Consider the following 20,144-nt stretch of genomic DNA (forward strand, 5'->3'; position numbering starts at 1 on the left):
GAAGGCCTCCGAACTCCCGTCAGACCTCTTCGACGCTGCTCGGCTCACGCCGGGACAGGTCGATGCCAAGCTCCTCCGCAGCGCGGAAGACGTCCTCGTCGGTGTCGCGCATCTCGATGGACATGCCGTCCGAGGACAGCACCTCCACGTTGAGGCACAGGGACTGCATCTCCTTGATGAGAACCTTGAAGGACTCGGGGATGCCGGGCTCGGGGATGTTCTCGCCCTTGACGATGGCCTCGTAGACCTTCACGCGGCCGGTCACGTCGTCGGACTTGATGGTCAGCAGCTCCTGGAGGGCGTACGCGGCGCCATAAGCCTCCAGCGCCCACACCTCCATCTCACCGAAGCGCTGGCCACCGAACTGGGCCTTACCACCCAGCGGCTGCTGGGTGATCATCGAGTACGGACCGGTCGACCGGGCGTGCAGCTTGTCGTCGACCAGGTGGTGGAGCTTGAGGATGTACATGTAACCGATGGAGATCGGCTCCGGGAACGGCTCGCCGGAGCGGCCGTCGAACATCCTCGCCTTACCGGTCGGCTGCACCATGCGCTCGCCGTCGCGGTTCGGGATGGTGTGGTTCAGCAGACCCGCGAGCTCGTCCTCACGCGCACCGTCGAAGACGGGGGTGGCGACGTTCGTGCCCGGGTCGACCTGGTCGGCGCCGATGACCTGCAGGCGCTTCGCCCAGTCCTCGCCGAGGCCGGAGACGTCCCAGCCGCGGCTGGCGAGCCAGCCGAGGTGGATCTCCAGAACCTGTCCCGGGTTCATTCGGGACGGCACACCCAGCGGGTTGAGGATGATGTCGACCGGGGTGCCGTCCTCCAGGAACGGCATGTCCTCGATCGGCAGGATCTTGGAGATGACACCCTTGTTGCCGTGACGGCCGGCGAGCTTGTCACCGTCGGTGATCTTGCGCTTCTGCGCCACGTACACGCGCACCAGCTGGTTCACACCGGGGGGAAGCTCGTCGCCCTCCTCGCGGTCGAAGACGCGGACGCCGATGACCTTGCCGATCTCGCCGTGCGGCACCTTCAGCGAGGTGTCACGGACCTCACGGGCCTTCTCGCCGAAGATCGCGCGGAGCAGACGCTCCTCGGGGGTCAGCTCGGTCTCACCCTTGGGCGTGACCTTGCCGACGAGGATGTCACCGGCGACGACCTCGGCACCGATACGGATGATGCCGCGCTCGTCGAGGTCGGCGAGGACCTCCTCGGAGACGTTCGGGATGTCCCGGGTGATCTCCTCGGGGCCGAGCTTGGTGTCACGGGCGTCGACCTCGTGCTCCTCGATGTGGATCGAGGAGAGGACGTCGTCCTGCACGAGGCGCTGCGACAGGATGATCGCGTCCTCGTAGTTGTGACCCTCCCACGGCATGAACGCCACGAGCAGGTTCTTGCCCAGCGCCATCTCGCCGTTCTCGGTGGCCGGACCGTCGGCCAGGACCTGGCCCTCGATGATCCGGTCGCCCTCGTTGACGATGACCTTCTGGTTGACCGAGGTGCCCTGGTTGGAACGGGCGAACTTGGCCAGGCGGTACGTGATGTACGTGCCGTCGTCGTTGGTGGTGGTGATGTAGTCCGCGGAGACCTCCTGGACCACACCCGCCTTCTCGGCCTTGACCACGTCGCCGGCGTCGACGGCGGAGCGGTACTCCATGCCGGTGCCGACGAGCGGGGCCTCGCTCTTGATGAGCGGCACGGCCTGACGCATCATGTTCGCGCCCATGAGGGCACGGTTGGCGTCGTCGTGCTCCAGGAACGGGATCATCGCGGTCGCGACCGACACCATCTGGCGCGGCGAGACGTCCATGTAGTCCACGTCGTCACCGGGGACGTAGTCGACCTCGCCGCCACGACGGCGGACCAGGACGCGGTTCTCGGTGAAGCGCATGTCGTCGTCGAGCGTGGCGTTGGCCTGCGCGATGACGAAGCGGTCCTCTTCGTCGGCCGTCAGGTAGTCGACCTCGTCTGTGACGACGTCGCCGTCGACCTTGCGGTAAGGCGTCTCCACGAAACCGAACGCGTTGACGCGGCCGTAGGAGGCGAGCGAACCGATCAGACCGATGTTCGGGCCTTCGGGCGTCTCGATCGGACACATGCGCCCGTAGTGGGACGGGTGCACGTCACGGACCTCGAAGCCGGCCCGCTCACGGGAGAGACCACCCGGGCCAAGAGCCGACAGACGGCGCTTGTGGGTGAGACCCGACAGCGGGTTGTTCTGGTCCATGAACTGCGACAGCTGGCTGGTACCGAAGAACTCCTTGATGGAGGCGACGACCGGCCGGATGTTGATCAGGGTCTGCGGCGTGATCGCCTCGACGTCCTGGGTCGTCATGCGCTCGCGGACGACACGCTCCATACGCGCCAGACCCGTACGGACCTGGTTCTGGATGAGCTCGCCGACACTGCGCAGACGACGGTTGCCGAAGTGGTCGATGTCGTCGGTCTCGACGACGATCGACGTGCCGTTGTCGGAGGTCGTCTCGGTCTCGCCGGCGTGCAGCTTGACCAGGTACCTGATCGTCGCGATGACGTCCTCGACGGTCAGGACGCCCGCGTTGAGCGGAGCCTCCCCACCCAGCTTCTTGTTGACCTTGTAACGGCCGACCTTCGCGAGGTCGTAGCGCTTCGGGTTGAAGTACAGGTTCTCCAGAAGCGTCTGCGCGGCCTCACGCGTGGGGGGCTCGCCCGGACGCAGCTTGCGGTAGATGTCGAGCAGCGCGTCGTCCTGCCCCTGGGTGTGATCCTTCTCCAGGGTGGCGCGCATGGACTCGTACTCGCCGAACTCCTCCAGGATCTGCTCGGTGGTCCAGCCGAGTGCCTTGAGAAGGACGGTCACGGACTGCTTGCGCTTGCGGTCGATACGTACACCGACCATGTCGCGCTTGTCGATCTCCATCTCCAGCCAGGCACCCCGGGAAGGGATGATCTTGGCGGAGAAGATGTCCTTGTCGGACGTCTTGTCGATGGAGGAGTCGAAGTAGACACCGGGCGAACGGACCAGCTGGGACACCACGACACGCTCGGTGCCGTTGATCACGAAGGTGCCCTTGTGGGTCATGAGCGGGAAGTCGCCCATGAAGACCGTCTGGGACTTGATCTCACCGGTCTCGTTGTTGGTGAACTCGGCCGTGACGAAGAGCGGGGCCGCGTACGTGAAGTCGCGGTCCTTGCACTCGTCGATGCTGTTCTTCGGCGGCTCGAAACGGTGGTCGCGGAACGTCAGTGACATCGACCCGGAGAAGTCCTCGATCGGGGAGATCTCCTCGAAGATCTCCTCCAGACCGGACTTGGTGGGGACGTCCTGTCCGTTCTCCAGAGCCTCCTCGACCCGACTCTGCCAGGCGGCGTTCCCGAGCAGCCAGTCGAAGCTCTCGGTCTGCAGCGCGAGCAGGTTGGGAACCTCGAGAGGCTCCTTGATCTTTGCAAAAGAGATGCGCAGCGGGGCAGTGCTGGCGGCGGGGTTCGTATTCGAGGTCGAGGCGTTGCGCGAGGCGGCCAAGAGGGGGTCCTTCCGAGGGCTCGGACTCACTACGCGCGTACCGGCCCCTCAATCCTGCGCAAAGAGAGCAGGCTGTTCCTGATCTGACCGAAAGGCCAGGTCGGGAATGGTCTGTTCGTCGATGCTCAAGTGAGGGCATGCCCCTGGTGACGGGCAGGGGACAGCTAACAGGCAGCGCAAAGGGTCAGTGTAGCCACTTGGCACACTGATGTCCAGTGCGGGTTTTTTGAGACCCTCGTTGTTCTCGACACCTACGCAAGCCCACGCCCTCAATGCACGTTGATACTGCCCTCTTCGCCGTCGATCCATGCCTCGGAGTCCGGATCGGTGTGACGACGCGTCCTGAGAATTGCGCGCTGCGTGCCGTTCGTCAAGGCCCCTCATGCCCGATCCGGGTGCCGCGATCGTCACTCGCGGCTCGTCACCTGGGGCGTTCGGAGGCACAACGAAGATCACCATACTCGTCGCCACCGGCAGTGCAAGGCAGCCGTCCCTCGACGTCCCGGAACGCCGAAAGGCGACCACCCAGTTGGGTGATCGCCCTTCGGTACGTTCGCGTTACAGCCTCGAACGAGTTTTTGACACTCGTCCCGAAACTGTCTCGCAGGATCCTCGCGGATCCAGGAGTGCTGGCGGACCAGCGAGGCCTTACTTGACCTCGACGGAGGCGCCGGCGCCCTTGAGGGACTCGGCAGCCTTCTCGGCGGCCTCCTTGGCGACCTTCTCGAGAACGGCCTTCGGGGCGCCGTCCACGAGGTCCTTGGCCTCCTTCAGGCCCAGGGAGGTCAGCTCACGCACGACCTTGATGACCTGGATCTTCTTCTCGCCGGCACCCGTGAGGATGACGTCGAACTCGTCCTGCTCCTCGACCGCGTCGACCGGGGCGCCGGGGGCACCCGGGGCGGCGACGGCGACAGCGGCGGCAGCGGTGACGTCGAACTTGTCCTCGAACGCCTTCACGAACTCGGAGAGCTCGATGAGGGTCATCTCCTCGAACTGCGCGAGCAGGTCTTCCTGGCTGAGCTTCGCCATGATGGGCGATCCTTCCACTAATTCGGCTGGTGCCGGTATGTACATGTCTGGCGGGCGTACGATCGGCCCGCTACGACCGTTGCCTCAGGCGCGAAGCCTCAGGCGGCGGTCATTTCGCGAGCCGAGTTACTCGGCACCGCCCTGCTCGTCCTGCTTGGCGCGAAGGGCGTCCACGGTGCGGACGAGCTTCGAGGGAAGCGCCTTGAAGAGGGATGCAGTCTGGGACTGCTTGCCCTTGAAGGCACCCGCCAGCTTGGAGAGCAGAACCTCGCGGGACTCGAGGTCCGCAAGCTTCTTGATCTCGTCGGCGGACAGCGCCTTGCCGTCAAGGACACCGCCCTTGATGACGAGGTTCGGGTTGTCCTTGGCGAAGTCACGAAGACCCTTCGCCGACGTCACCGGGTCACCGGTGATGAAGGCGACTGCCGTCGGACCGTTGAACAGGTCGTCGAGCGTCGAGATCCCGGCCTCGTTGGCCGCAATCTTGGTCAGCGTGTTCTTCACCACGGCGTACTGGGCGTTCTCACCGAGCGAACGACGCAGCGTCTTGAGCTGCGCCACGGTGAGACCCCGGTACTCGGTCAGCACGGCGGCATTCGAGCTACGGAACTGCTCCGTGAGCTCGGCCACCGCGGCAGCCTTGTCGGGCCTTGCCATAGAGCGTCGGCCTCCTTCCGGGTGATGAGGACCGCTCGGAAGGGGCTGGGAAAACGAAACGCCCCGGCGCAGGCGCTCGGGGCGTGGCTCGACCGGACGAATCCCGTACGAAGACGGAACCGGACCGGGAGCAACTTCCACAGACACCTGCGCGGGTCGTCCGCAGTTCAGCGGATCCTTCGGTCACCGTGCCCTCTCACAAGCACACGGCGACGACCAGCGGTCTTTGGCTTCTTCGGAAGAGTACGGGACCGTATCCCTGTCAAGCAAATCCGGTCCCGAGGGCGGCCGCTCAGCCCTCTTGGGCCCTGTCCACCAGCTCCCCGAGGTCCACGGTGTCCTCGGCCGCCGGGGTCTCGACGGTCACCGGCCGGTCCACCTCCATAAGGGTGACGGTCATATCGAGCGGGCCGCCGTCGACCATGCGCCCCTCCTTCAGGGCGAGGGTCTCGCCCCGGAGGCGGTACTGCTTGGCGCGGCCGTCGCCGTCGACCCACAGGTCCACGGTGAGCGTGTCGTCGACACCCAGCGCCATGAACTGGTCGAGGCTGTCCGTCCGCAGGTCCCGGGTGGCCTTGTCCCCGGCGGCCGTCTGGGCGGCCCGCAGGCCCTTCGTCGTGACCGTTCCCCGGTAGTGCGTGGTCTCGCTGCCGTCGACGGTCTCCGCACCCACCTCCCGCACGTCCTTCGACCCGGTCAGGATCGTGGACTGCGGCAGCGGGCTCACCTGCAACGGGCCGGGCAGGACGCCGTAGGTGTTGTTGTCGGCAGCGCCACGGCCCCACACGGCCGGCCCGGCGCTGACCCACTCCTTGTCCGCCGGAGCGCCGATGGCGGCGGTGTCGCCCTCGGCGTACAGCACATCGTCGGCGTAGCGCACCTGCATGGGCTTGTCCTCGCTCTCGCCCAGCCCCGTCAGCTCCATGCTCATGGCGGACGGCCGCACGGTCATGGACGCCTCGGCCCGCACCTTCCCGTGCTCGGGCAGCGTCCCGGTCACCCGGTAGCGCAGGGATTCGACCTCCGCCGTCCTTCCCGCGGCCCGTGCCACAGCCTCGGCGGGCGTCCTCGGTGCCGCCTCCGCCTCCGCTTCCGTGCCGCAGGCGGTGGCAGCGCCCAGCAGCGCGGCGACGACGGCGATGCCGACGGCTCTACGACGACGTACGGAGCCGCGCGCGGCCAACCTCATGTGTCCCCCTGGAACCTCACGCCCCACATCTGTGGGACGGCAGGACACTAGCGCCGCCGGGTCGCGCTTGTCGTCCGATTTCAGCTCGCCGACAGGGAGCTCATCAGGTCCCTGTGGTCGACGGTCCGGTCGGCCGGCGGCTCCTCGGTGGACCTGTCCGTGCGCTTCAGGACCGCGAAGGGGTCGCCTCCGCCGTCCTCGCCCGGCTCCGGGTGCCCACAGGCGTCACCCCGGTCGGCGCGGCCGACTCGCGCGCGGGCCCACCCGTGTGCCGGAACGGCCCGTATGCCGAAAAGGGACGAGCCCCGCACCTCGAAAGGTGCGGGGCTCGTCCTCGGGCTGTGCGTCCGCGACGCGGCTGCCGGTGAGCTCGGGGCTCAGACGGCGGCCGGGTCCTCCTCGACAAGGAGGTTGCGCGTGCGGTTCGAGTCCAGCGGGATGCCGGGGCCGATCGTGGTGCTGAGCGCGGCCTTCCGGATGTAGCGCCCCTTGGCGGCCGACGGCTTCAGACGGAGGATCTCCTCCAGCGCCGCGGCGTAGTTCTCCACCAGCTTGGTGTCGTCGAACGACGTCTTGCCGATGATGAAGTGCAGGTTCGAGTGCTTGTCGACGCGGAACTCGATCTTGCCGCCCTTGATGTCGTTGACGGCCTTCACGACGTCCGGGGTCACGGTGCCGGTCTTGGGGTTCGGCATCAGACCACGGGGACCGAGCACGCGGCCGAGGCGGCCGACCTTGCCCATGAGGTCCGGGGTGGCGACGACGGCGTCGAAGTCCAGACGGCCCTTCGCCACCTCGTCGATCAGTTCGTCGGAGCCGACGATGTCGGCGCCGGCGGCGGTCGCGGCCTCGGCACGGTCACCGGTCGCGAAGACCAGGACCCGGGCGGTCTTACCGGTGCCGTGCGGGAGGTTCACGGTGCCACGGACCATCTGGTCGGCCTTGCGCGGGTCGACACCCAGACGGAAGGCGACCTCGACGGTGCCGTCGAACTTGGACGTGGAGGTCTCCTTGGCGAGACGGACGGCCTCGAGCGGGGCGTAGAACTTGTCCCGGTCGATCTTGGCGTCCGCAGCGCGGAGAGCCTTGCTGCGCTTGCTCACAACTGCTCCTGTGTGTTCTGAAAGGAGTCGTGGTACGGGCCGAGCAGGCCCTGCCACGCACGGCTGCGCGTACGGCAGCCGCAGGGTTCTACGAAGGTGGGGCTCAGCCCTCGACCGTGATGCCCATGGAACGGGCGGTGCCGGCGATGATCTTCGACGCGGCGTCCAGGTCGTTGGCGTTCAGGTCGGGAAGCTTGGTCGTGGCGATCTCACGGACCTGCGCCTGGGTGATCTTGGCGACCTTGGTCTTGTGCGGCTCGCCGGAGCCCTTCTCGACACCCGCGGCCTTGAGGATCATCTTCGCGGCCGGCGGCGTCTTGGTGATGAAGGTGAAGGAGCGGTCCTCGTAGACCGTGATCTCCACCGGGATCACCCAGCCACGCTGCGACTCGGTCGCGGCGTTGTAGGCCTTGCAGAACTCCATGATGTTGACGCCGTGCTGACCGAGCGCGGGGCCGACCGGCGGGGCGGGGTTCGCCGCACCGGCGTTGATCTGGAGCTTGATGAGCCCCGTGACCTTCTTCTTCTTGGGAGGCATTGCTCTCCGGGTCCTTTCGATTCGAGTGCACCTCCACCCAGGTCGCGTCCCGGATGAAGGCATACCGCACAACGATAACGGGTATGGATGCGCGGCCAAAAACCGAGCAGGTCAGACAAGCTTTTGACAGCCCGTCTGACCTGGTCGGAAGCGGTGGGTCCAGAAGGAGCCGGTACTGGCCTAGTTCTTCTGGATCTGGTCGAACGACAGCTCGACCGGGGTCTCGCGGCCGAAGATCTCGACGAGACCCTTGACCTTCTTCGAGTCCGCGTTGATCTCGTTGATGGTCGCCTGCAGCGTGGCGAACGGGCCGTCGGTGACGGTGACCGAGTCGCCGACCTCGAAGTCGAGCACCTGGACCTCGAGCTTGCGGGCGGGAGCCGGCTTGCCCTCGGCCTCGGCCGCCTCGCGGGCCGCCTTCTCCTCCGCCTCCGGCGCGAGCATCTTGACGATCTCGTCCAGGGTCAGCGGATACGGGTCGTAGGCGTTGCCCACGAAGCCGGTGACGCCGGGGGTGTTGCGGACGACGCCCCAGGACTCGTTCGTCAGGTCCATGCGGACGAGAACGTACCCGGGAAGCTTGTTCTGGCGAATCGTCTTGCGCTCGCCGTTCTTGATCTGCGCGACCTCTTCCTGCGGCACCTCGGCCTGGAAGATGAAGTCCTCGACGTTCAGCGAGACGGCGCGCTGTTCGAGGTTGGTCTTCACGCGGTTCTCGTAGCCGGCGTACGTGTGGATGACGTACCACTCACCGGGCAGGGCGCGCAGTTCCTCACGCAGGGCCTCGACGGGGTCGACCGGCTCGGTCTCCTCCTCGACGGCCTCTTCGGCTGCGTCCTCGTCCTCGGATTCGCCGGAGTCCTCGTCTTCGGAGTCGTCCTCGACGTGCACGGCCTCTTCCTCGGCCGGCTCCCCCGCCTCGGCCTCGGCAGCCTCGACCTCGTCGGCCTCGTCCGCTCCCTCGACGATGTCGAGCTCATCATCCACGGACTCGTCCGGCTCGATGGCGTCGTTCAGGTTCGGGTCAGACACGTGGCTGCTTCTTCCTGGATACATGGGGGTGGAACACGCGAAAGGGGCGCCAGGTTACGGCGCCCTTCGCTTTCGGCTCAGCCGAAGACGTACTTGGCGGCCTTGTCGAGGCCGAAGTCAATCACAGTTACAAGACCGATCATGATGACTACGAAGACGATGACCACCGAGGTGTAGGTCGTCAGCTGGGAGCGGGTCGGCCAGACGACCTTGCGCAGCTCCGCGACGATCTGGCGATAGAAGACCGCGAGGCGCTTCAGCGGGCCCTTCTTGGCACGCTTGCCGCCCTTGCGGGTCTTCTTCTTGTCCTCGGGTACTTCGTCCTGGGCATCAGGCGTGTCGATGGAGCCCACGGCGTCCGTCATTCATCCTCACCTGATTCCGGTCCGGGTCGTGGCCGTGCCGCGCCCGGTATGAGCCGCACGGCGGAACATTGCTGAACGTACATGCGCACACATCCTGGCGTGAGGAGTGTGTAGCAGGGCCGGAGGGACTTGAACCCCCAACCGCTGGTTTTGGAGACCAGTGCTCTACCAATTGAGCTACGACCCTTTGCGGTTCTCCCCCAACGTACCGCATCCGACCGGGTGCTCGGTGTGCACCTGAGGGGCGCGGCCGGTGAAGGCCAACGAGGAGAGAGCATACGTGGTCCGAGGCCTGTCGTCGAACAGAAAGCGTCCGTAGGGGCGTTGCTCGTCGAAGATCGACTGTTTCCGGCCGGGGATACGAATGGTTGTTCTGTCGCTGTTCAGTCTGTGAAACCCGCGTGCCCGGCGCGTTTCCTGTCTGAAACGATGGGGCCCATGAGCGCTGCAACCCCTCCCACCGAGCGCCGGGTCTCCGCGCGTATCGGCGCGATCTCCGAGTCCGCCACCCTCGCCGTGGACGCCAAGGCCAAGGCCCTCAAGGCCGCGGGGCGTCCGGTGATCGGCTTCGGCGCCGGTGAGCCCGACTTCCCGACCCCTGACTACATCGTCGAGGCGGCCGTCGAGGCCTGCAAGAACCCGAAGTACCACCGCTACACGCCGGCCGGCGGTCTGCCCGAGCTGAAGGCCGCGATCGCCGCGAAGACCCTGCGCGACTCCGGTTACGAGGTCGACCCGTCGCAGGTCCTCGTGACCAACGGCGGCAAGCAGGCGATCTACGAGGCCTTCGCCGCGATCCTCGACCCGGGCGACGAGGTGATCGTCCCCGCGCCGTACTGGACGACCTACCCGGAGTCGATCCGTCTCGCCGGTGGTGTCCCGGTCGACGTCGTCGCCGACGAGACCACGGGCTACCGCGTCTCCGTCGAGCAGTTGGAGGCGGCCCGCACGGAGAACACCAAGGTGCTGCTCTTCGTCTCGCCCTCCAACCCGACCGGCGCGGTCTACACGCGCGCGCAGATCGAGGAGATCGGCCGCTGGGCCGCCGAGAAGGGCCTGTGGGTCCTGACCGACGAGATCTACGAGCATCTGGTCTACGGCGACGCGGAGTTCCACTCCCTCCCGGTGGTCGTGCCCGAGCTGGCCGACCGGACCATCGTGGTCAACGGGGTCGCGAAGACGTACGCGATGACGGGCTGGCGTGTGGGCTGGGTCATCGGCCCGAAGGACGTCGTGAAGGCCGCGACCAACCTCCAGTCGCACGCCACGTCCAACGTCTCCAACGTGGCCCAGGTCGCCGCGCTGGCCGCCGTCTCGGGTGACCTGGCGGCCGTCGAGAAGATGAAGGAGGCCTTCGACCGGCGCCGCAAGACGATCGTGCGGATGCTCAACGAGATCGACGGCGTTCTCTGCCCGGAGCCCGAGGGCGCGTTCTACGCCTACCCCTCGGTGAAGGACCTGGTCGGCAAGGAGATCCGCGGCAAGCGTCCGCAGAACACGGTCGAGCTGGCCGCGCTGATCCTGGAGGAGGCGGAGGTCGCGGTCGTCCCGGGCGAGGCCTTCGGCACCCCCGGCTATCTGCGCCTGTCGTACGCCCTGGGTGACGAGGATCTCCTCGAGGGCGTCTCCCGCCTCCAGAAGCTGCTGGCGGAGGCGACGGACTGACGTCCCGAGCCACCGCCCCGAGGGCGGGACCACGTACGAGTTTTCGTATGGGGTCCCGCCCTTTCGTATGTGCGAGCAAGACCACGTTCGAGGATTCCGCTACCGGGACGGCGCGGGCGTACGGCAGGATCGGGCGATGGAGCGTGTACGTGATCTCGCTGAACTGCCCAAGGCCCATCTGCATCTGCACTTCACCGGGTCGATGCGGCCCACGACCGTGCTGGAGCTGGCCGACAAGTACGGGGTGCGGCTGCCCGAAGCGCTCAGCGAGGCGCTGATCAGCGGGGAGCCGCCGAAGCTGCGGGCGACGGACGAGCGGGGGTGGTTCCGGTTCCAGCGGCTGTACGACGCGGCGCGCTCGTGTGTCAGAGGGCCCGAGGACATCCAGCGGCTGGTGCGGGAGGCCGCGGAGGAGGACGTGCGGGACGGCTCGGGCTGGCTGGAGATCCAGGTGGACCCGACGTCGTACGCGCCCCGGCTGGGCGGGCTGATCCCGGCGCTGGAGGTCATCCTCGACGCGGTGGACACGACCGTGCGGGAGACCGGGCTCGGGATGCGGGTGGTGGTGGCCGCGAACCGGATGAAGCACCCGCTGGACGCGCGCACGCTGGCCCGGCTGGCGGTGCGGTACGCGGACCGGGGTGTGGTGGGCTTCGGGCTCTCCAACGACGAACGCCGGGGCATGGCGAGGGACTTCGACCGGGCCTTCGCGATCGCCCGTGAGGGGGGCCTGCTGTCGGCGCCGCACGGCGGCGAGCTGACCGGCCCGTCGTCGGTGCGTGACTGCCTGGACGATCTGCACGCCTCACGGATCGGGCACGGGGTGCGCGCGGCGGAGGACCCGCGTCTGCTGAAGCGGCTCGCGGACCGGGGCGTGACGTGCGAGGTCTGCCCGGCCTCGAACGTGGCGCTGGGTGTCTACGAGAAACCCCAGGACGTTCCCCTAAGGACTCTGTTCGAGGCCGGTGTGCCTATGGCTCTCGGCGCCGACGACCCGCTGCTGTTCGGCTCCCGTCTGGCGGCCCAGTACGAGATCGCCCGCCATCACCACGGGTTCACGGACCAGGAGCTGGCGGAGCTGGCCCGGCAGTCGATCAGGGCGTCGGCGGCGCCGGAGCAGGAGCGGACGAAGCTGCTGGCCGGCGTGGACGAGTGGCTCGCCCTCCCGGCCGACCAGGACGCCCCTAAAGGCTGACGCCCACCGTCACCGGCTCGTTGACCAGGGTGACGCCGAAGGCGTCCCGGACTCCGGAAACGACCTCGCGGGCCAGCGCGAGCAGGTCCTCGGTGGTGGCCGCGCCCCGGTTGGTGAGGGCCAGGGTGTGCTTGGTGGAGATCCGGGCGGGGCCGGTGCCGTACCCCTTGGTGAAGCCCGCCTTGTCGATCAGCCAGGCCGCGGAGGTCTTGGTGTGGCCGTCGCCCGCGGCGTACGCGGGCGGGGTGGCGTCGTCCCCGAGCCGCTCCCGCACGCGCGCGTGGAACGCGGCGAACTCCTCGTCCGTGAGGATCGGGTTGGTGAAGAACGAGCCGGCGGACCAGGTGTCGTGGTCCTCGGGGTCGAGCACCATGCCCTTCCCTGCCCGCAGCTTCAGCACGGTCTCGCGCGCGTCCGCGAGGGGGACGCGGTCTCCGGGTCCGACGCCGAGCGTGCGGGCCGTCTCGGCGTACTTGATCGGGCCCGACAGGCCGTCGGCGTCCTCCAGTTCGAACCGGACCCGCAGCACGACATACCGCTCCGGTTCGTCCTTGAAGCGGCTGTGGCGGTATGTGAAGGCGCATTCGGCGTTCGGGACGGTGACCGTCTCGCGGGTGAGGCGGTCGTAGGCGACGACCTCGGTGATGGTGGAGGCGACCTCCTGGCCGTACGCCCCGACGTTCTGGATCGGCGTGGCGCCCGCGGAGCCGGGGATTCCGGCCAGGCATTCGATTCCGGCGAGTCCGGCCTCGACGGTCCGGGCGACCACGTCGGTCCACACCTCACCGGCGGCCAGCTCCAGCCGCGTTCCGTCCAGTGCGTAACCCTTGGTCGCGATGACCAGCGCGGTCCCGGCGAACCCCTTGTCACCGACGACCAGGTTGGACCCGCCCCCGATGAGCAGCAGCGGCGTACCGGCGTCGTCGGCCTCGCGGACGGCGGCGATCACCTCGTCGTCGGTGGTCGCGGTGATCAGCCGGTGCGCGGGCCCGCCCAGCCGGAAGGTGGTCAGCGGGGCGAGGGGGGCGTCGTGGAGTTCCTGCACGGGCTCAAGAGTACGAGACCCCCGCACCCGGGAGGGGCGGGGGACCGTGCCGTGGACGGCCGCGCCGCGTGGGCCGTCAGGCCAGTCGTACGACCGCCCGGGACATGCCCAGGACCTTCTGGCCGGCGCTCATCGCCGTGAGGTCCACGCGGACGGTGTTGTCGTCGAGCTTGGCGCCGACCTTGGCGCTGACCTCGATGGTGGCGCCCTGGTCGTCGTTGGGGACGACGACGGGCCTGGTGAAGCGGACGCCGTACTCGATGACGGAGCCCGGGTCGCCGGTCCAGTCGGTGACGACACGGATCGCCTCGGCCATGGTGAACATGCCGTGGGCGATGACGTCCGGGAGGCCGACCTCCTTGGCGAACTTCTCGTTCCAGTGGATCGGGTTGAAGTCGCCGGAGGCACCCGCGTACCGGACGAGGGTGGCGCGGGTCACGCCGAAGGTCTGCGCGGGCAGTTCGGTGCCGACCTCGACGTCGTCGTAGGAGATCTTCGCGGTCATCGGATCCTCACGCCTTCTCGGCCGCGCGGGCCACGAGCTTGGTCCAGGCGGTCACGACGTGCTCGCCGGACTCGTCGTGGACCTCGCCGCGGATGTCCAGGATGTCGTTGCCCGCCAGGGACTTGATCGCCTCGATGGTGGAGGTGACCGTGAGACGGTCACCGGCGCGCACCGGGCGCCGATGGGCGAACTTCTGGTCGCCGTGCACCACCCGGCTGTAGTCGAGGCCCAGCTGGGGGTCCTGGACGACCTGTCCCGCCGCCTTGAAGGTGATCGAGAACACGAAGGTCGGCGGGGCGATCACATCGGCGTACCCGTGCGCCTTGGCGGCCTCCGGGTCGGTGTAGACGGGGTTGGTGTCCCCCACGGCCTCCGCGAACTCGCGGATCTTCTCCCGGCCGACCTCGTAGGGGTCGGTGGGCGGGTAGGAACGCCCCACGAAGGACTGGTCGAGCGCCATGGGCTCGGCACCTCCTGGTTGATCGGCGGATACGGCGGTACTGGCCGGTAAGGGTCCCTCAACGACGCGAGGCCGCCCCCGATCTCTCGGGGACGGCCTCGTGTACGAGCCTGATTTATCGCGTTTCGCGGTGCGCGGTGTGCGCCTTGCAACGCGGGCAGTGCTTCTTCATCTCCATTCGGTCCGGGTTGTTACGCCGGTTCTTCTTGGTGATGTAGTTCCGCTCCTTGCACTCCACGCAGGCCAGCGTGATCTTCGGGCGGACGTCGGTGGCAGCCACGTGAGTGCTCCTTGACGAACGGATGGGACAGGGTTCAACGCACAGAAGAGTAGCCGATCGAAGGACCGACCCCGCAATCGGCTACTGTCAGTAGCGGTGACCGGACTTGAACCGGTGACACAGCGATTATGAGCCGCTTGCTCTACCGACTGAGCTACACCGCTGTGATGCGATCGGTTCCCGTCTTGCGACGGGAACCTTTCACACCAGAGCCCCAATACGGAATCGAACCGTAGACCTTCTCCTTACCATGGAGACGCTCTACCGACTGAGCTATTGGGGCGAGCGATGAAGACATTACACGCCCCACCGCCGATCGCCCAAATCCGTTTCTCCGCCCCCATCCATGAGCCGCCCATGGGCCGTCCACGGGTCCCGGAGGGAGTCGGCACCGGGCCGCCCGAAGCCGTGATCCGTCCCGTTTCCCCAGGCCGCACGGGCCCCACGCGCACCATCGCCATCGGTTCTCCCGGCGGTCCCCCGGCAGGTGAACCACACCGGTACGACTATTGCGCTCCTCCGCAACGAGGACGGGCGGCCCGCCTAGGCTCGTCTCACTCTGCGTGATCTTGTGTCCTCCACCACATCCCCCACACGCGTCACCGTGCAGCCGTCGTCGAGCCCCGGGAGTGAGATGCCCGACAGTCAGCCGCAGCCGTCCCACTCCTCCTCCGGCCCGAACTCGGGCCCGGACGAGGCAGGCGCCCTGCTGCTGTGCGGGGCACGACTGACCGACGGCCGGGTGGTGGACGTACGGCTGGGCGGCGGACGTATCGAGGCGGTCGGCACGGCGGGCAGCCTGGGCGGGGGGCCAGCCGCGTGCGGGGTGCCCGCCACCCGGGTGGACCTCGGCGGCCATCTGCTCCTGCCCGCCCCCGCGGAGCCGCACGCCCACGGCGACACGGCCCTGTCGGCGGACTTCGAGGGCCCGGCCCCGTACGACGGTCAGGACGTCCAGCGGCGGGCCACCGAGGCCGCGCTGCTGCAGCTCGGGCACGGCGCCACGGCGGTGCGCTCACACGTCCATGTGGGCGACGTACAGGGCCTGGAGGCGCTGGCGGCGGTGCTCCAGGCGCGGCGGGCGCTGCGCGGGCTCGTCGAGCTGACGACGGTGGCGATGCCCCGGGTGCTGACCGGCGTGGCCGGGGCGGACGGGCTCGCGATCCTGCGGGACGCGGTGAAGATGGGCGCCTCGGTGGTCGGTGGCTGTCCGGATCTGGACCCCGATCCCACCGGGTACGTGGAGGCGGTCCTGGAGATCGCCTCCGAGCACGGCTGCCCGGTCGACCTGCACACCGACGGCGACGACCCGGCCCGCCTCGCCCGGCTCGCGGCCATGGTGGGCGGCCTGCGGCCCGGCGTCACTCTCGGCCCGTGCGGCGGCCTCGCCCGCCTCCCCTCGCAGGCCGCCTCCCGCGCCGCCGACCAGCTCGGGGCGGCCGGCGTGACCGTCGTCTGCCTTCCGCAGGGCGGCTGCGGCACCGTGGACCGCCGGGGCACCGCCCCCGTACGGCTCCTGCGGGCGGCCGGCGTGCGCGTCGCGGCGGGCAGCGGAGCACTGCGGGACGTGTCGAACCCCGTCGGGCGCGGGGACCCCCTGGAGGCGGCCTTTCTGCTCGCCTCCCGGTACGGGCTGCGGCCCGAGGAGGCGTACGACACCGTCAGCGGGGCGGCGCGCGCCGGGCTCGGCCTGCCCGAGGTGCGCGTCGAGGCCGACTTTCCCGCCGAGCTGCTGGCCGTACGCGGCGCCCGGCTCGCGGGGGTGCTGTCTCTCGCGTACAGCCGGATCGTCGTGCACCGGGGGCGCGTGGTGGCACGCACCAGCGCCGTGCGCGAGTACTGCGGCTCGGCGACCAGCGCGGCGCTGGACCTTCCTCGGCAGGGGCGGGGGGAACCGTCTTGAGGGGTGGGAGCTGCCTGCCAAGGAGTGCGTACGAGGTCGAGTTGGCTCGATGGTGTGATGGTCGGTTTCCGGGCTTGCGGTGTCCTGGGCCGTTCGGGTCAGCGTGATCGTGCGATCTGGGACGCCGGGTACGGCGTCATCGTGCGGGGCCCCTGTTTCACCGGTGTGATGTTTCAGGGCCTGCCCGTCGCCTCTGGCCGTACCCCATTGGCCGGGTCGCGCAGGGCTGTGTCCGTCAGCGGCCTCCGGCCGCGGGGCCTCCCGGGCCCGGACCACGCACAGGATGCGTGTCGCCACCCGGGGGTCGATTACGCCGGGGACCATCTCGCCCAGGACCGTTCGGGGCGCGCGGCTGAACGGACTCACTCCCGCTCAGTCCACAGGAACGGTGTGTGGGAGCCGCGTGTGGCGTTCAGGCAGGAGCGTCCGGGCACGCGCGCGTGGGGGGTTTCGTGTCTCACGCGCGCGTGGACTACAAGTGAGGTCGGCACCCCGCCGGCCGGGGCGGTCGGATGCCGGGCATCCCGTTGCCGGTCAGGGGCCGGGGCTTCCCGTTGCGGTCAGACGCCGAACATTCCGCTGCCGATCGGGTCGGCGAACTCGTCGACCGGGATCTCGGCGGCGCCCTTGGGCGCGCTGATGTCACCGGCCTTGCCGAAGGTGAGGACCAGGGGGGCCTTGGCGCCCTTCGGGTCGTCGGCAAGGACGGCGAGGTCGGTCTCGATCCGGGTCAAGTCACCGTTCTTGAGAGTGAAGTCGACCGCGACGTCCTTGTTCGGGGCTTCCTTCATGTCCTTGGCCGTGGGGAGTTCGGCCCCCGGCGGCAGATCGCCCTTGAGGGGCTGGAGCTTGTCGATGATGCCGGTGAGCAGCTCACGGAAGTTGGCCTTGGCCGTGATGACCTCGGTGCCGTCCTTGCCGTCCTTGGTCTTGAAACCGACCTCGCGGGCGACAACACCGCGCACGGCGCCGAGGATCTTCTTCTGGGTCTTGGCGTCGAGCTCGTCGGAGCCGCCCGAGCCGGATTCGGCCCTCGCGTCCTCGCCGAGCTCCTGCAGGTCAGCGGTATTGATCTTGACCCATTTACCCTCAAGGGCCGGCCGCAAGTGCTTCGCGTCCTCGGGGAGTTCGTCGGCCGACGGGAACGGTATGCCCATCGTGTCGCCCAGGGTCTCCAGGTCGGCGCGGTAGTACGTGTAGTCGCCGACGAGCCGGTACTCGACGAGCACACCCTCGTCGCCCGAGATCTTCATGCCCATGCCGGCGATGTCCTTCTCACCGGACTCGGCCAGCGGCTTCTTCGACTTGACCGACACGTCGACGCGCAGCCCGGTGAAGAACTCCGCCATCTCCGGCGGCACTTCCTCGCTGTCCTCGCCCATCAGCGCGACGAGGTCGTCCGGGTCGGCATCGAGTCGCATCCCGAAGGCCAGCGACTTCTGCTCGCCCAGCCGCTCGACGGCGCTGTCGACCTTCTGGCCCGCGGTGAGGTTCTCGACGGTCCCGCACGCGGCCACCGTGACGAGCACGGCCGCGGCGCAGCCGACTCCGGTGAAGGCACGGCGGAGTACGGGCGCCCCGGCGGGGGACGCGCGCTCCATGGACGTACGTACGACGGTCTTGCGCGTGGCTGTACGCATGGCGGTGATGGTGTTCCCCCCGTGATTCCGGCGCTCGCCGACGCGGCGAACACTGTGGAGACACATGGGACGGCCGGATGGTTGCGCGGCAAACGCATCCGCTCGGGCGTACGGTCGGAACCATGCGCATTGTCATCGCTGGAGGTCATGGTCAGATCGCGCTGCGGCTGGAGCGACTGCTCGCCGCGCGCGGTCACGAGGTCGCGGGGCTCATCCGCCGCGTTGAACAGACGGACGATCTGCGTGCGGCCGGTGCCGAACCGGTGCTGTGCGACCTGGAGTCGGCGTCGGTCGAGGAGGTCGCCGCGCATCTGGTGGGCGCGGACGCCGCCGTGTTCGCGGCGGGCGCCGGACCGGGCAGCGGGGCGGCCCGCAAGGACACGGTCGACCGCGCGGCCGCGGTCCTGTTCGCCGACGCCGCGGTGCGGACGGGCGTACGTCGCCACATCGTCGTCTCGTCCATGGGCGCGGACCCCGCGCACCGGGGCGACGACATCTTCGACACCTACCAGCGGGCGAAGGGCGAGGCCGACGCGTATGTGCGCGGCCTGGACGCGCTGGACTGGACGATCCTGCGCCCCGGCATGCTGACCGACGACGCCGGCACCGGTCTCGTACGGCTGGAGGCGTCCACGGGCCGCGGCCCGATCCCCCGCGACGACGTGGCCGCGACGCTCGCCGAACTCCTGGACACCCCGGCCACCGCCGGTCTGACCCTGGAAGTCATCAGCGGCTCGACGCCCGTGTCCGTGGCCGTGAAGTCGGTGGCGGGCAACTGAGAACGGTGGGCCGGGGGCCTCGCCGAGAACCAGCGGCAGCCGGCCCGGGGGCTCAGAACAGCGCCAACTGACCGGGGAACTCGGGTACGACGAAGCCGTCGAGCGCGGGCTGGGCCGCCCCGATCCGGGCCGGGCTGCGCGACCCGGGACACGACACCAGTTCCCCGCTCGCCCCCGGCGGATCGTGCCGCGCGAACCGCCCTGCCACGACGGCGATCTCACGACGGCATTCGGGGCAGTTCCTACGACGCGATGACATGCAGTCAGTGTGCCTCGCGACGCGTCGCTCCCCTGGTCCGTCGCCTTGGGGGCCGTGCCCGCACACGAAGAAGCCCCTCCCGGACCGTTCTCACAGTCCGGAAGGGGCTTCCCTCCACGTGGCGGCGCCAGGATTCGAACCTGGGTAGGCTAAGCCGACGGATTTACAGTCCGTTCCCATTGGCCACTCGGGCACACCGCCTGGGATTGCTGCCCTTCGAACCGCTTTTCGGCGGTGCTCCGTGGCAACGACGTAAACGATACCTGATGCCCGGGGGTGCTCCGCCACCTGATTGATCAGTACTCGCAGGGGCTGGGGTGGCTAGGCTTGTCGCCCCCGGATACCCCTATGCAAGGAGCCACAGGACATGGCCGACTCCAGTTTCGACATCGTCTCGAAGGTCGAGCGGCAGGAGGTCGACAACGCCCTCAACCAGACCGCCAAGGAGATCTCGCAGCGCTACGACTTCAAGGGCGTCGGTGCCTCGATCTCGTGGTCCGGCGAGAAGATCCTGATGGAGGCGAACTCCGAGGACCGGGTGAAGGCCATCCTCGACGTCTTCCAGTCCAAGCTGATCAAGCGCGGGATCTCCCTGAAGTCGCTGGACGCGGGTGAGCCCCAGCTGTCCGGCAAGGAGTACAAGCTCTTCGCGTCGATCGAGGAGGGCATCTCCCAGGAGAACGCCAAGAAGGTGGCGAAGATCATTCGCGACGAGGGCCCCAAGGGGATCAAGGCTCAGGTCCAGGGCGAGGAACTGCGTGTCAGTTCCAAGAGCCGCGACGACCTGCAGACCGTGATCGCCCTCCTCAAGGGCCAGGACTTCGACTTCGCGGTGCAGTTCGTCAACTATCGGTGATCATCCGGATTCGGCCCCGTGGTTGAGGTCGTGTCGGCCACGTGGTTGAGGTCGTAACGGAGAAGACGGAGAAGGGTGGGCACGCCGGTTCGACCGGGGTGCCCACCCTTCTCGCCCACCGGCCGCGGTTCCGGGT

The 20,144-nt window shown here is 68.4% G+C and carries 19 protein-coding genes and 4 tRNA genes; 5 read left to right on the plus strand and 18 right to left on the minus strand.

Features of this window, described 5'->3' with window-relative positions:
• Nucleotides 1–19 precede the first annotated feature (19 nt).
• The 9 genes from rpoB to OG622_RS19925 all read right to left on the minus strand — a co-directional run bounded on the left by rpoB (nt 20) and on the right by OG622_RS19925 (nt 9,608).
• Nucleotides 20–3,505 carry a DNA-directed RNA polymerase subunit beta gene (rpoB, locus tag OG622_RS19885; protein WP_371577740.1) on the minus strand — a complete coding sequence of 1,162 codons (3,486 nt, stop codon included), beginning with the start codon at nt 3,503–3,505 and terminating at the stop codon, nt 20–22.
• A 648-nt stretch (nt 3,506–4,153) separates the two neighbouring features.
• Entirely contained in the window at nt 4,154–4,537 is a 384-nt protein-coding gene (rplL, locus tag OG622_RS19890; RefSeq protein ID WP_037694059.1) for a 50S ribosomal protein L7/L12, read from the minus strand.
• Nucleotides 4,538–4,663: 126 nt separating this feature from the next.
• On the minus strand, nt 4,664–5,194 hold the full coding sequence (rplJ, locus tag OG622_RS19895) for a 50S ribosomal protein L10 (protein WP_371577742.1): 531 nt from the start codon (nt 5,192–5,194) through the stop codon (nt 4,664–4,666).
• A gap of 292 nt (nt 5,195–5,486) precedes the next feature.
• Complete coding sequence (locus tag OG622_RS19900) at nt 5,487–6,383, minus strand: hypothetical protein (RefSeq protein WP_371577744.1); 897 nt, start codon at nt 6,381–6,383, stop codon at nt 5,487–5,489.
• 377 nt (nt 6,384–6,760) lie between these two features.
• On the minus strand, nt 6,761–7,486 hold the full coding sequence (gene rplA / locus OG622_RS19905) for a 50S ribosomal protein L1 (RefSeq protein ID WP_371577746.1): 726 nt from the start codon (nt 7,484–7,486) through the stop codon (nt 6,761–6,763).
• A gap of 103 nt (nt 7,487–7,589) precedes the next feature.
• Nucleotides 7,590–8,024 (minus strand): 50S ribosomal protein L11, encoded by a 435-nt coding sequence (gene rplK, locus OG622_RS19910; RefSeq protein WP_006383482.1) that lies wholly within the window; start codon nt 8,022–8,024, stop codon nt 7,590–7,592.
• A gap of 180 nt (nt 8,025–8,204) precedes the next feature.
• The gene (gene nusG, locus OG622_RS19915; protein WP_371577749.1) at nt 8,205–9,056 is read right to left on the minus strand and encodes a transcription termination/antitermination protein NusG; all 852 of its coding nucleotides are present in this window, start codon (nt 9,054–9,056) and stop codon (nt 8,205–8,207) included.
• A 77-nt stretch (nt 9,057–9,133) separates the two neighbouring features.
• Nucleotides 9,134–9,421: a preprotein translocase subunit SecE gene (gene secE, locus OG622_RS19920; protein ID WP_371577751.1), complete on the minus strand. Its 288-nt coding sequence runs from the start codon at nt 9,419–9,421 to the stop codon at nt 9,134–9,136.
• A gap of 114 nt (nt 9,422–9,535) precedes the next feature.
• Nucleotides 9,536–9,608 (minus strand) — tRNA-Trp (locus OG622_RS19925).
• A gap of 251 nt (nt 9,609–9,859) precedes the next feature.
• On the opposite strand from OG622_RS19925, the gene OG622_RS19930 reads away from it, so the two are divergent.
• On the plus strand, nt 9,860–11,086 hold the full coding sequence (locus OG622_RS19930; RefSeq protein ID WP_371577753.1) for a pyridoxal phosphate-dependent aminotransferase: 1,227 nt from the start codon (nt 9,860–9,862) through the stop codon (nt 11,084–11,086).
• A 136-nt stretch (nt 11,087–11,222) separates the two neighbouring features.
• Nucleotides 11,223–12,281, plus strand: a complete 1,059-nt coding sequence (locus OG622_RS19935; protein ID WP_371577755.1) for an adenosine deaminase — start codon at nt 11,223–11,225, stop codon at nt 12,279–12,281.
• Here the strand turns inward: OG622_RS19935 and OG622_RS19940 are convergent.
• The 6 genes from OG622_RS19940 to OG622_RS19965 all read right to left on the minus strand — a co-directional run bounded on the left by OG622_RS19940 (nt 12,271) and on the right by OG622_RS19965 (nt 14,854).
• Complete coding sequence (locus OG622_RS19940) at nt 12,271–13,326, minus strand: UDP-N-acetylmuramate dehydrogenase (RefSeq protein WP_371577757.1); 1,056 nt, start codon at nt 13,324–13,326, stop codon at nt 12,271–12,273. The genes OG622_RS19935 and OG622_RS19940 overlap by 11 nt on opposite strands.
• A 76-nt stretch (nt 13,327–13,402) precedes the next feature.
• Complete coding sequence (locus tag OG622_RS19945; RefSeq protein WP_371577759.1) at nt 13,403–13,831, minus strand: MaoC family dehydratase; 429 nt, start codon at nt 13,829–13,831, stop codon at nt 13,403–13,405.
• Between the two features lie 7 nt (nt 13,832–13,838).
• Complete coding sequence (locus OG622_RS19950) at nt 13,839–14,291, minus strand: MaoC family dehydratase N-terminal domain-containing protein (protein ID WP_371577760.1); 453 nt, start codon at nt 14,289–14,291, stop codon at nt 13,839–13,841.
• A gap of 115 nt (nt 14,292–14,406) precedes the next feature.
• Nucleotides 14,407–14,571 carry a 50S ribosomal protein L33 gene (gene rpmG / locus OG622_RS19955; RefSeq protein ID WP_046706212.1) on the minus strand — a complete coding sequence of 55 codons (165 nt, stop codon included), beginning with the start codon at nt 14,569–14,571 and terminating at the stop codon, nt 14,407–14,409.
• A 91-nt stretch (nt 14,572–14,662) separates the two neighbouring features.
• A tRNA-Met gene (locus OG622_RS19960) sits at nt 14,663–14,735 on the minus strand.
• Between the two features lie 46 nt (nt 14,736–14,781).
• Nucleotides 14,782–14,854, minus strand: a tRNA-Thr gene (locus tag OG622_RS19965).
• Nucleotides 14,855–15,205: 351 nt separating this feature from the next.
• Between OG622_RS19965 and OG622_RS19970 the strand changes: the two genes are divergently transcribed.
• Nucleotides 15,206–16,474: an amidohydrolase family protein gene (locus OG622_RS19970; RefSeq protein WP_371577761.1), complete on the plus strand. Its 1,269-nt coding sequence runs from the start codon at nt 15,206–15,208 to the stop codon at nt 16,472–16,474.
• Nucleotides 16,475–17,034: 560 nt separating this feature from the next.
• On the opposite strand, the gene OG622_RS19975 is transcribed toward OG622_RS19970, so the two are convergent.
• Nucleotides 17,035–18,114, minus strand: coding sequence for a hypothetical protein (locus OG622_RS19975; protein WP_371577763.1), 1,080 nt, complete (start codon nt 18,112–18,114; stop codon nt 17,035–17,037).
• Nucleotides 18,115–18,236: 122 nt separating this feature from the next.
• On the opposite strand from OG622_RS19975, the gene OG622_RS19980 reads away from it, so the two are divergent.
• Nucleotides 18,237–18,893: an NAD(P)H-binding protein gene (locus tag OG622_RS19980; protein ID WP_371577764.1), complete on the plus strand. Its 657-nt coding sequence runs from the start codon at nt 18,237–18,239 to the stop codon at nt 18,891–18,893.
• Between the two features lie 52 nt (nt 18,894–18,945).
• Here OG622_RS19980 and OG622_RS19985 read toward each other — a convergent pair whose 3' ends face one another.
• The gene (locus OG622_RS19985) at nt 18,946–19,152 is read right to left on the minus strand and encodes a hypothetical protein (RefSeq protein WP_371577766.1); all 207 of its coding nucleotides are present in this window, start codon (nt 19,150–19,152) and stop codon (nt 18,946–18,948) included.
• Between the two features lie 119 nt (nt 19,153–19,271).
• Nucleotides 19,272–19,353, minus strand: a tRNA-Tyr gene (locus tag OG622_RS19990).
• Nucleotides 19,354–19,519: 166 nt separating this feature from the next.
• Between OG622_RS19990 and OG622_RS19995 the strand changes: the two genes are divergently transcribed.
• Entirely contained in the window at nt 19,520–20,008 is a 489-nt protein-coding gene (locus OG622_RS19995) for a YajQ family cyclic di-GMP-binding protein (protein WP_371577768.1), read from the plus strand.
• The last annotated feature ends 136 nt before the right edge of the window (nt 20,009–20,144 follow it).

It is taken from the genome of Streptomyces sp. NBC_01314, from assembly GCF_041435215.1.
In the GTDB taxonomy this organism is placed as follows: domain Bacteria; phylum Actinomycetota; class Actinomycetes; order Streptomycetales; family Streptomycetaceae; genus Streptomyces.

Bases quoted from the DNA above. Each gene is read 5' to 3' on its own strand.
- OG622_RS19980 (WP_371577764.1), top strand. From the start codon at position 18,237: ATGCGCATTGTCATCGCTGGAGGTCATGGTCAGATCGCGCTGCGGCTG.
- OG622_RS19970 (WP_371577761.1), top strand. From the start codon at position 15,206: ATGCCCGACAGTCAGCCGCAGCCGTCCCACTCCTCCTCCGGCCCGAAC.
- OG622_RS19950 (WP_371577760.1), bottom strand. From the start codon at position 14,291: ATGGCGCTCGACCAGTCCTTCGTGGGGCGTTCCTACCCGCCCACCGAC.
- rplK (WP_006383482.1), bottom strand. From the start codon at position 8,024: ATGCCTCCCAAGAAGAAGAAGGTCACGGGGCTCATCAAGCTCCAGATC.
- secE (WP_371577751.1), bottom strand. From the start codon at position 9,421: ATGACGGACGCCGTGGGCTCCATCGACACGCCTGATGCCCAGGACGAA.
- rplJ (WP_371577742.1), bottom strand. From the start codon at position 5,194: ATGGCAAGGCCCGACAAGGCTGCCGCGGTGGCCGAGCTCACGGAGCAG.
- OG622_RS19930 (WP_371577753.1), top strand. From the start codon at position 9,860: ATGAGCGCTGCAACCCCTCCCACCGAGCGCCGGGTCTCCGCGCGTATC.
- rplL (WP_037694059.1), bottom strand. From the start codon at position 4,537: ATGGCGAAGCTCAGCCAGGAAGACCTGCTCGCGCAGTTCGAGGAGATG.
- OG622_RS19945 (WP_371577759.1), bottom strand. From the start codon at position 13,831: ATGACCGCGAAGATCTCCTACGACGACGTCGAGGTCGGCACCGAACTG.
- OG622_RS19995 (WP_371577768.1), top strand. From the start codon at position 19,520: ATGGCCGACTCCAGTTTCGACATCGTCTCGAAGGTCGAGCGGCAGGAG.
- OG622_RS19985 (WP_371577766.1), bottom strand. From the start codon at position 19,152: ATGTCATCGCGTCGTAGGAACTGCCCCGAATGCCGTCGTGAGATCGCC.
- OG622_RS19935 (WP_371577755.1), top strand. From the start codon at position 11,223: ATGGAGCGTGTACGTGATCTCGCTGAACTGCCCAAGGCCCATCTGCAT.
- OG622_RS19900 (WP_371577744.1), bottom strand. From the start codon at position 6,383: ATGAGGTTGGCCGCGCGCGGCTCCGTACGTCGTCGTAGAGCCGTCGGC.
- OG622_RS19975 (WP_371577763.1), bottom strand. From the start codon at position 18,114: ATGCGTACAGCCACGCGCAAGACCGTCGTACGTACGTCCATGGAGCGC.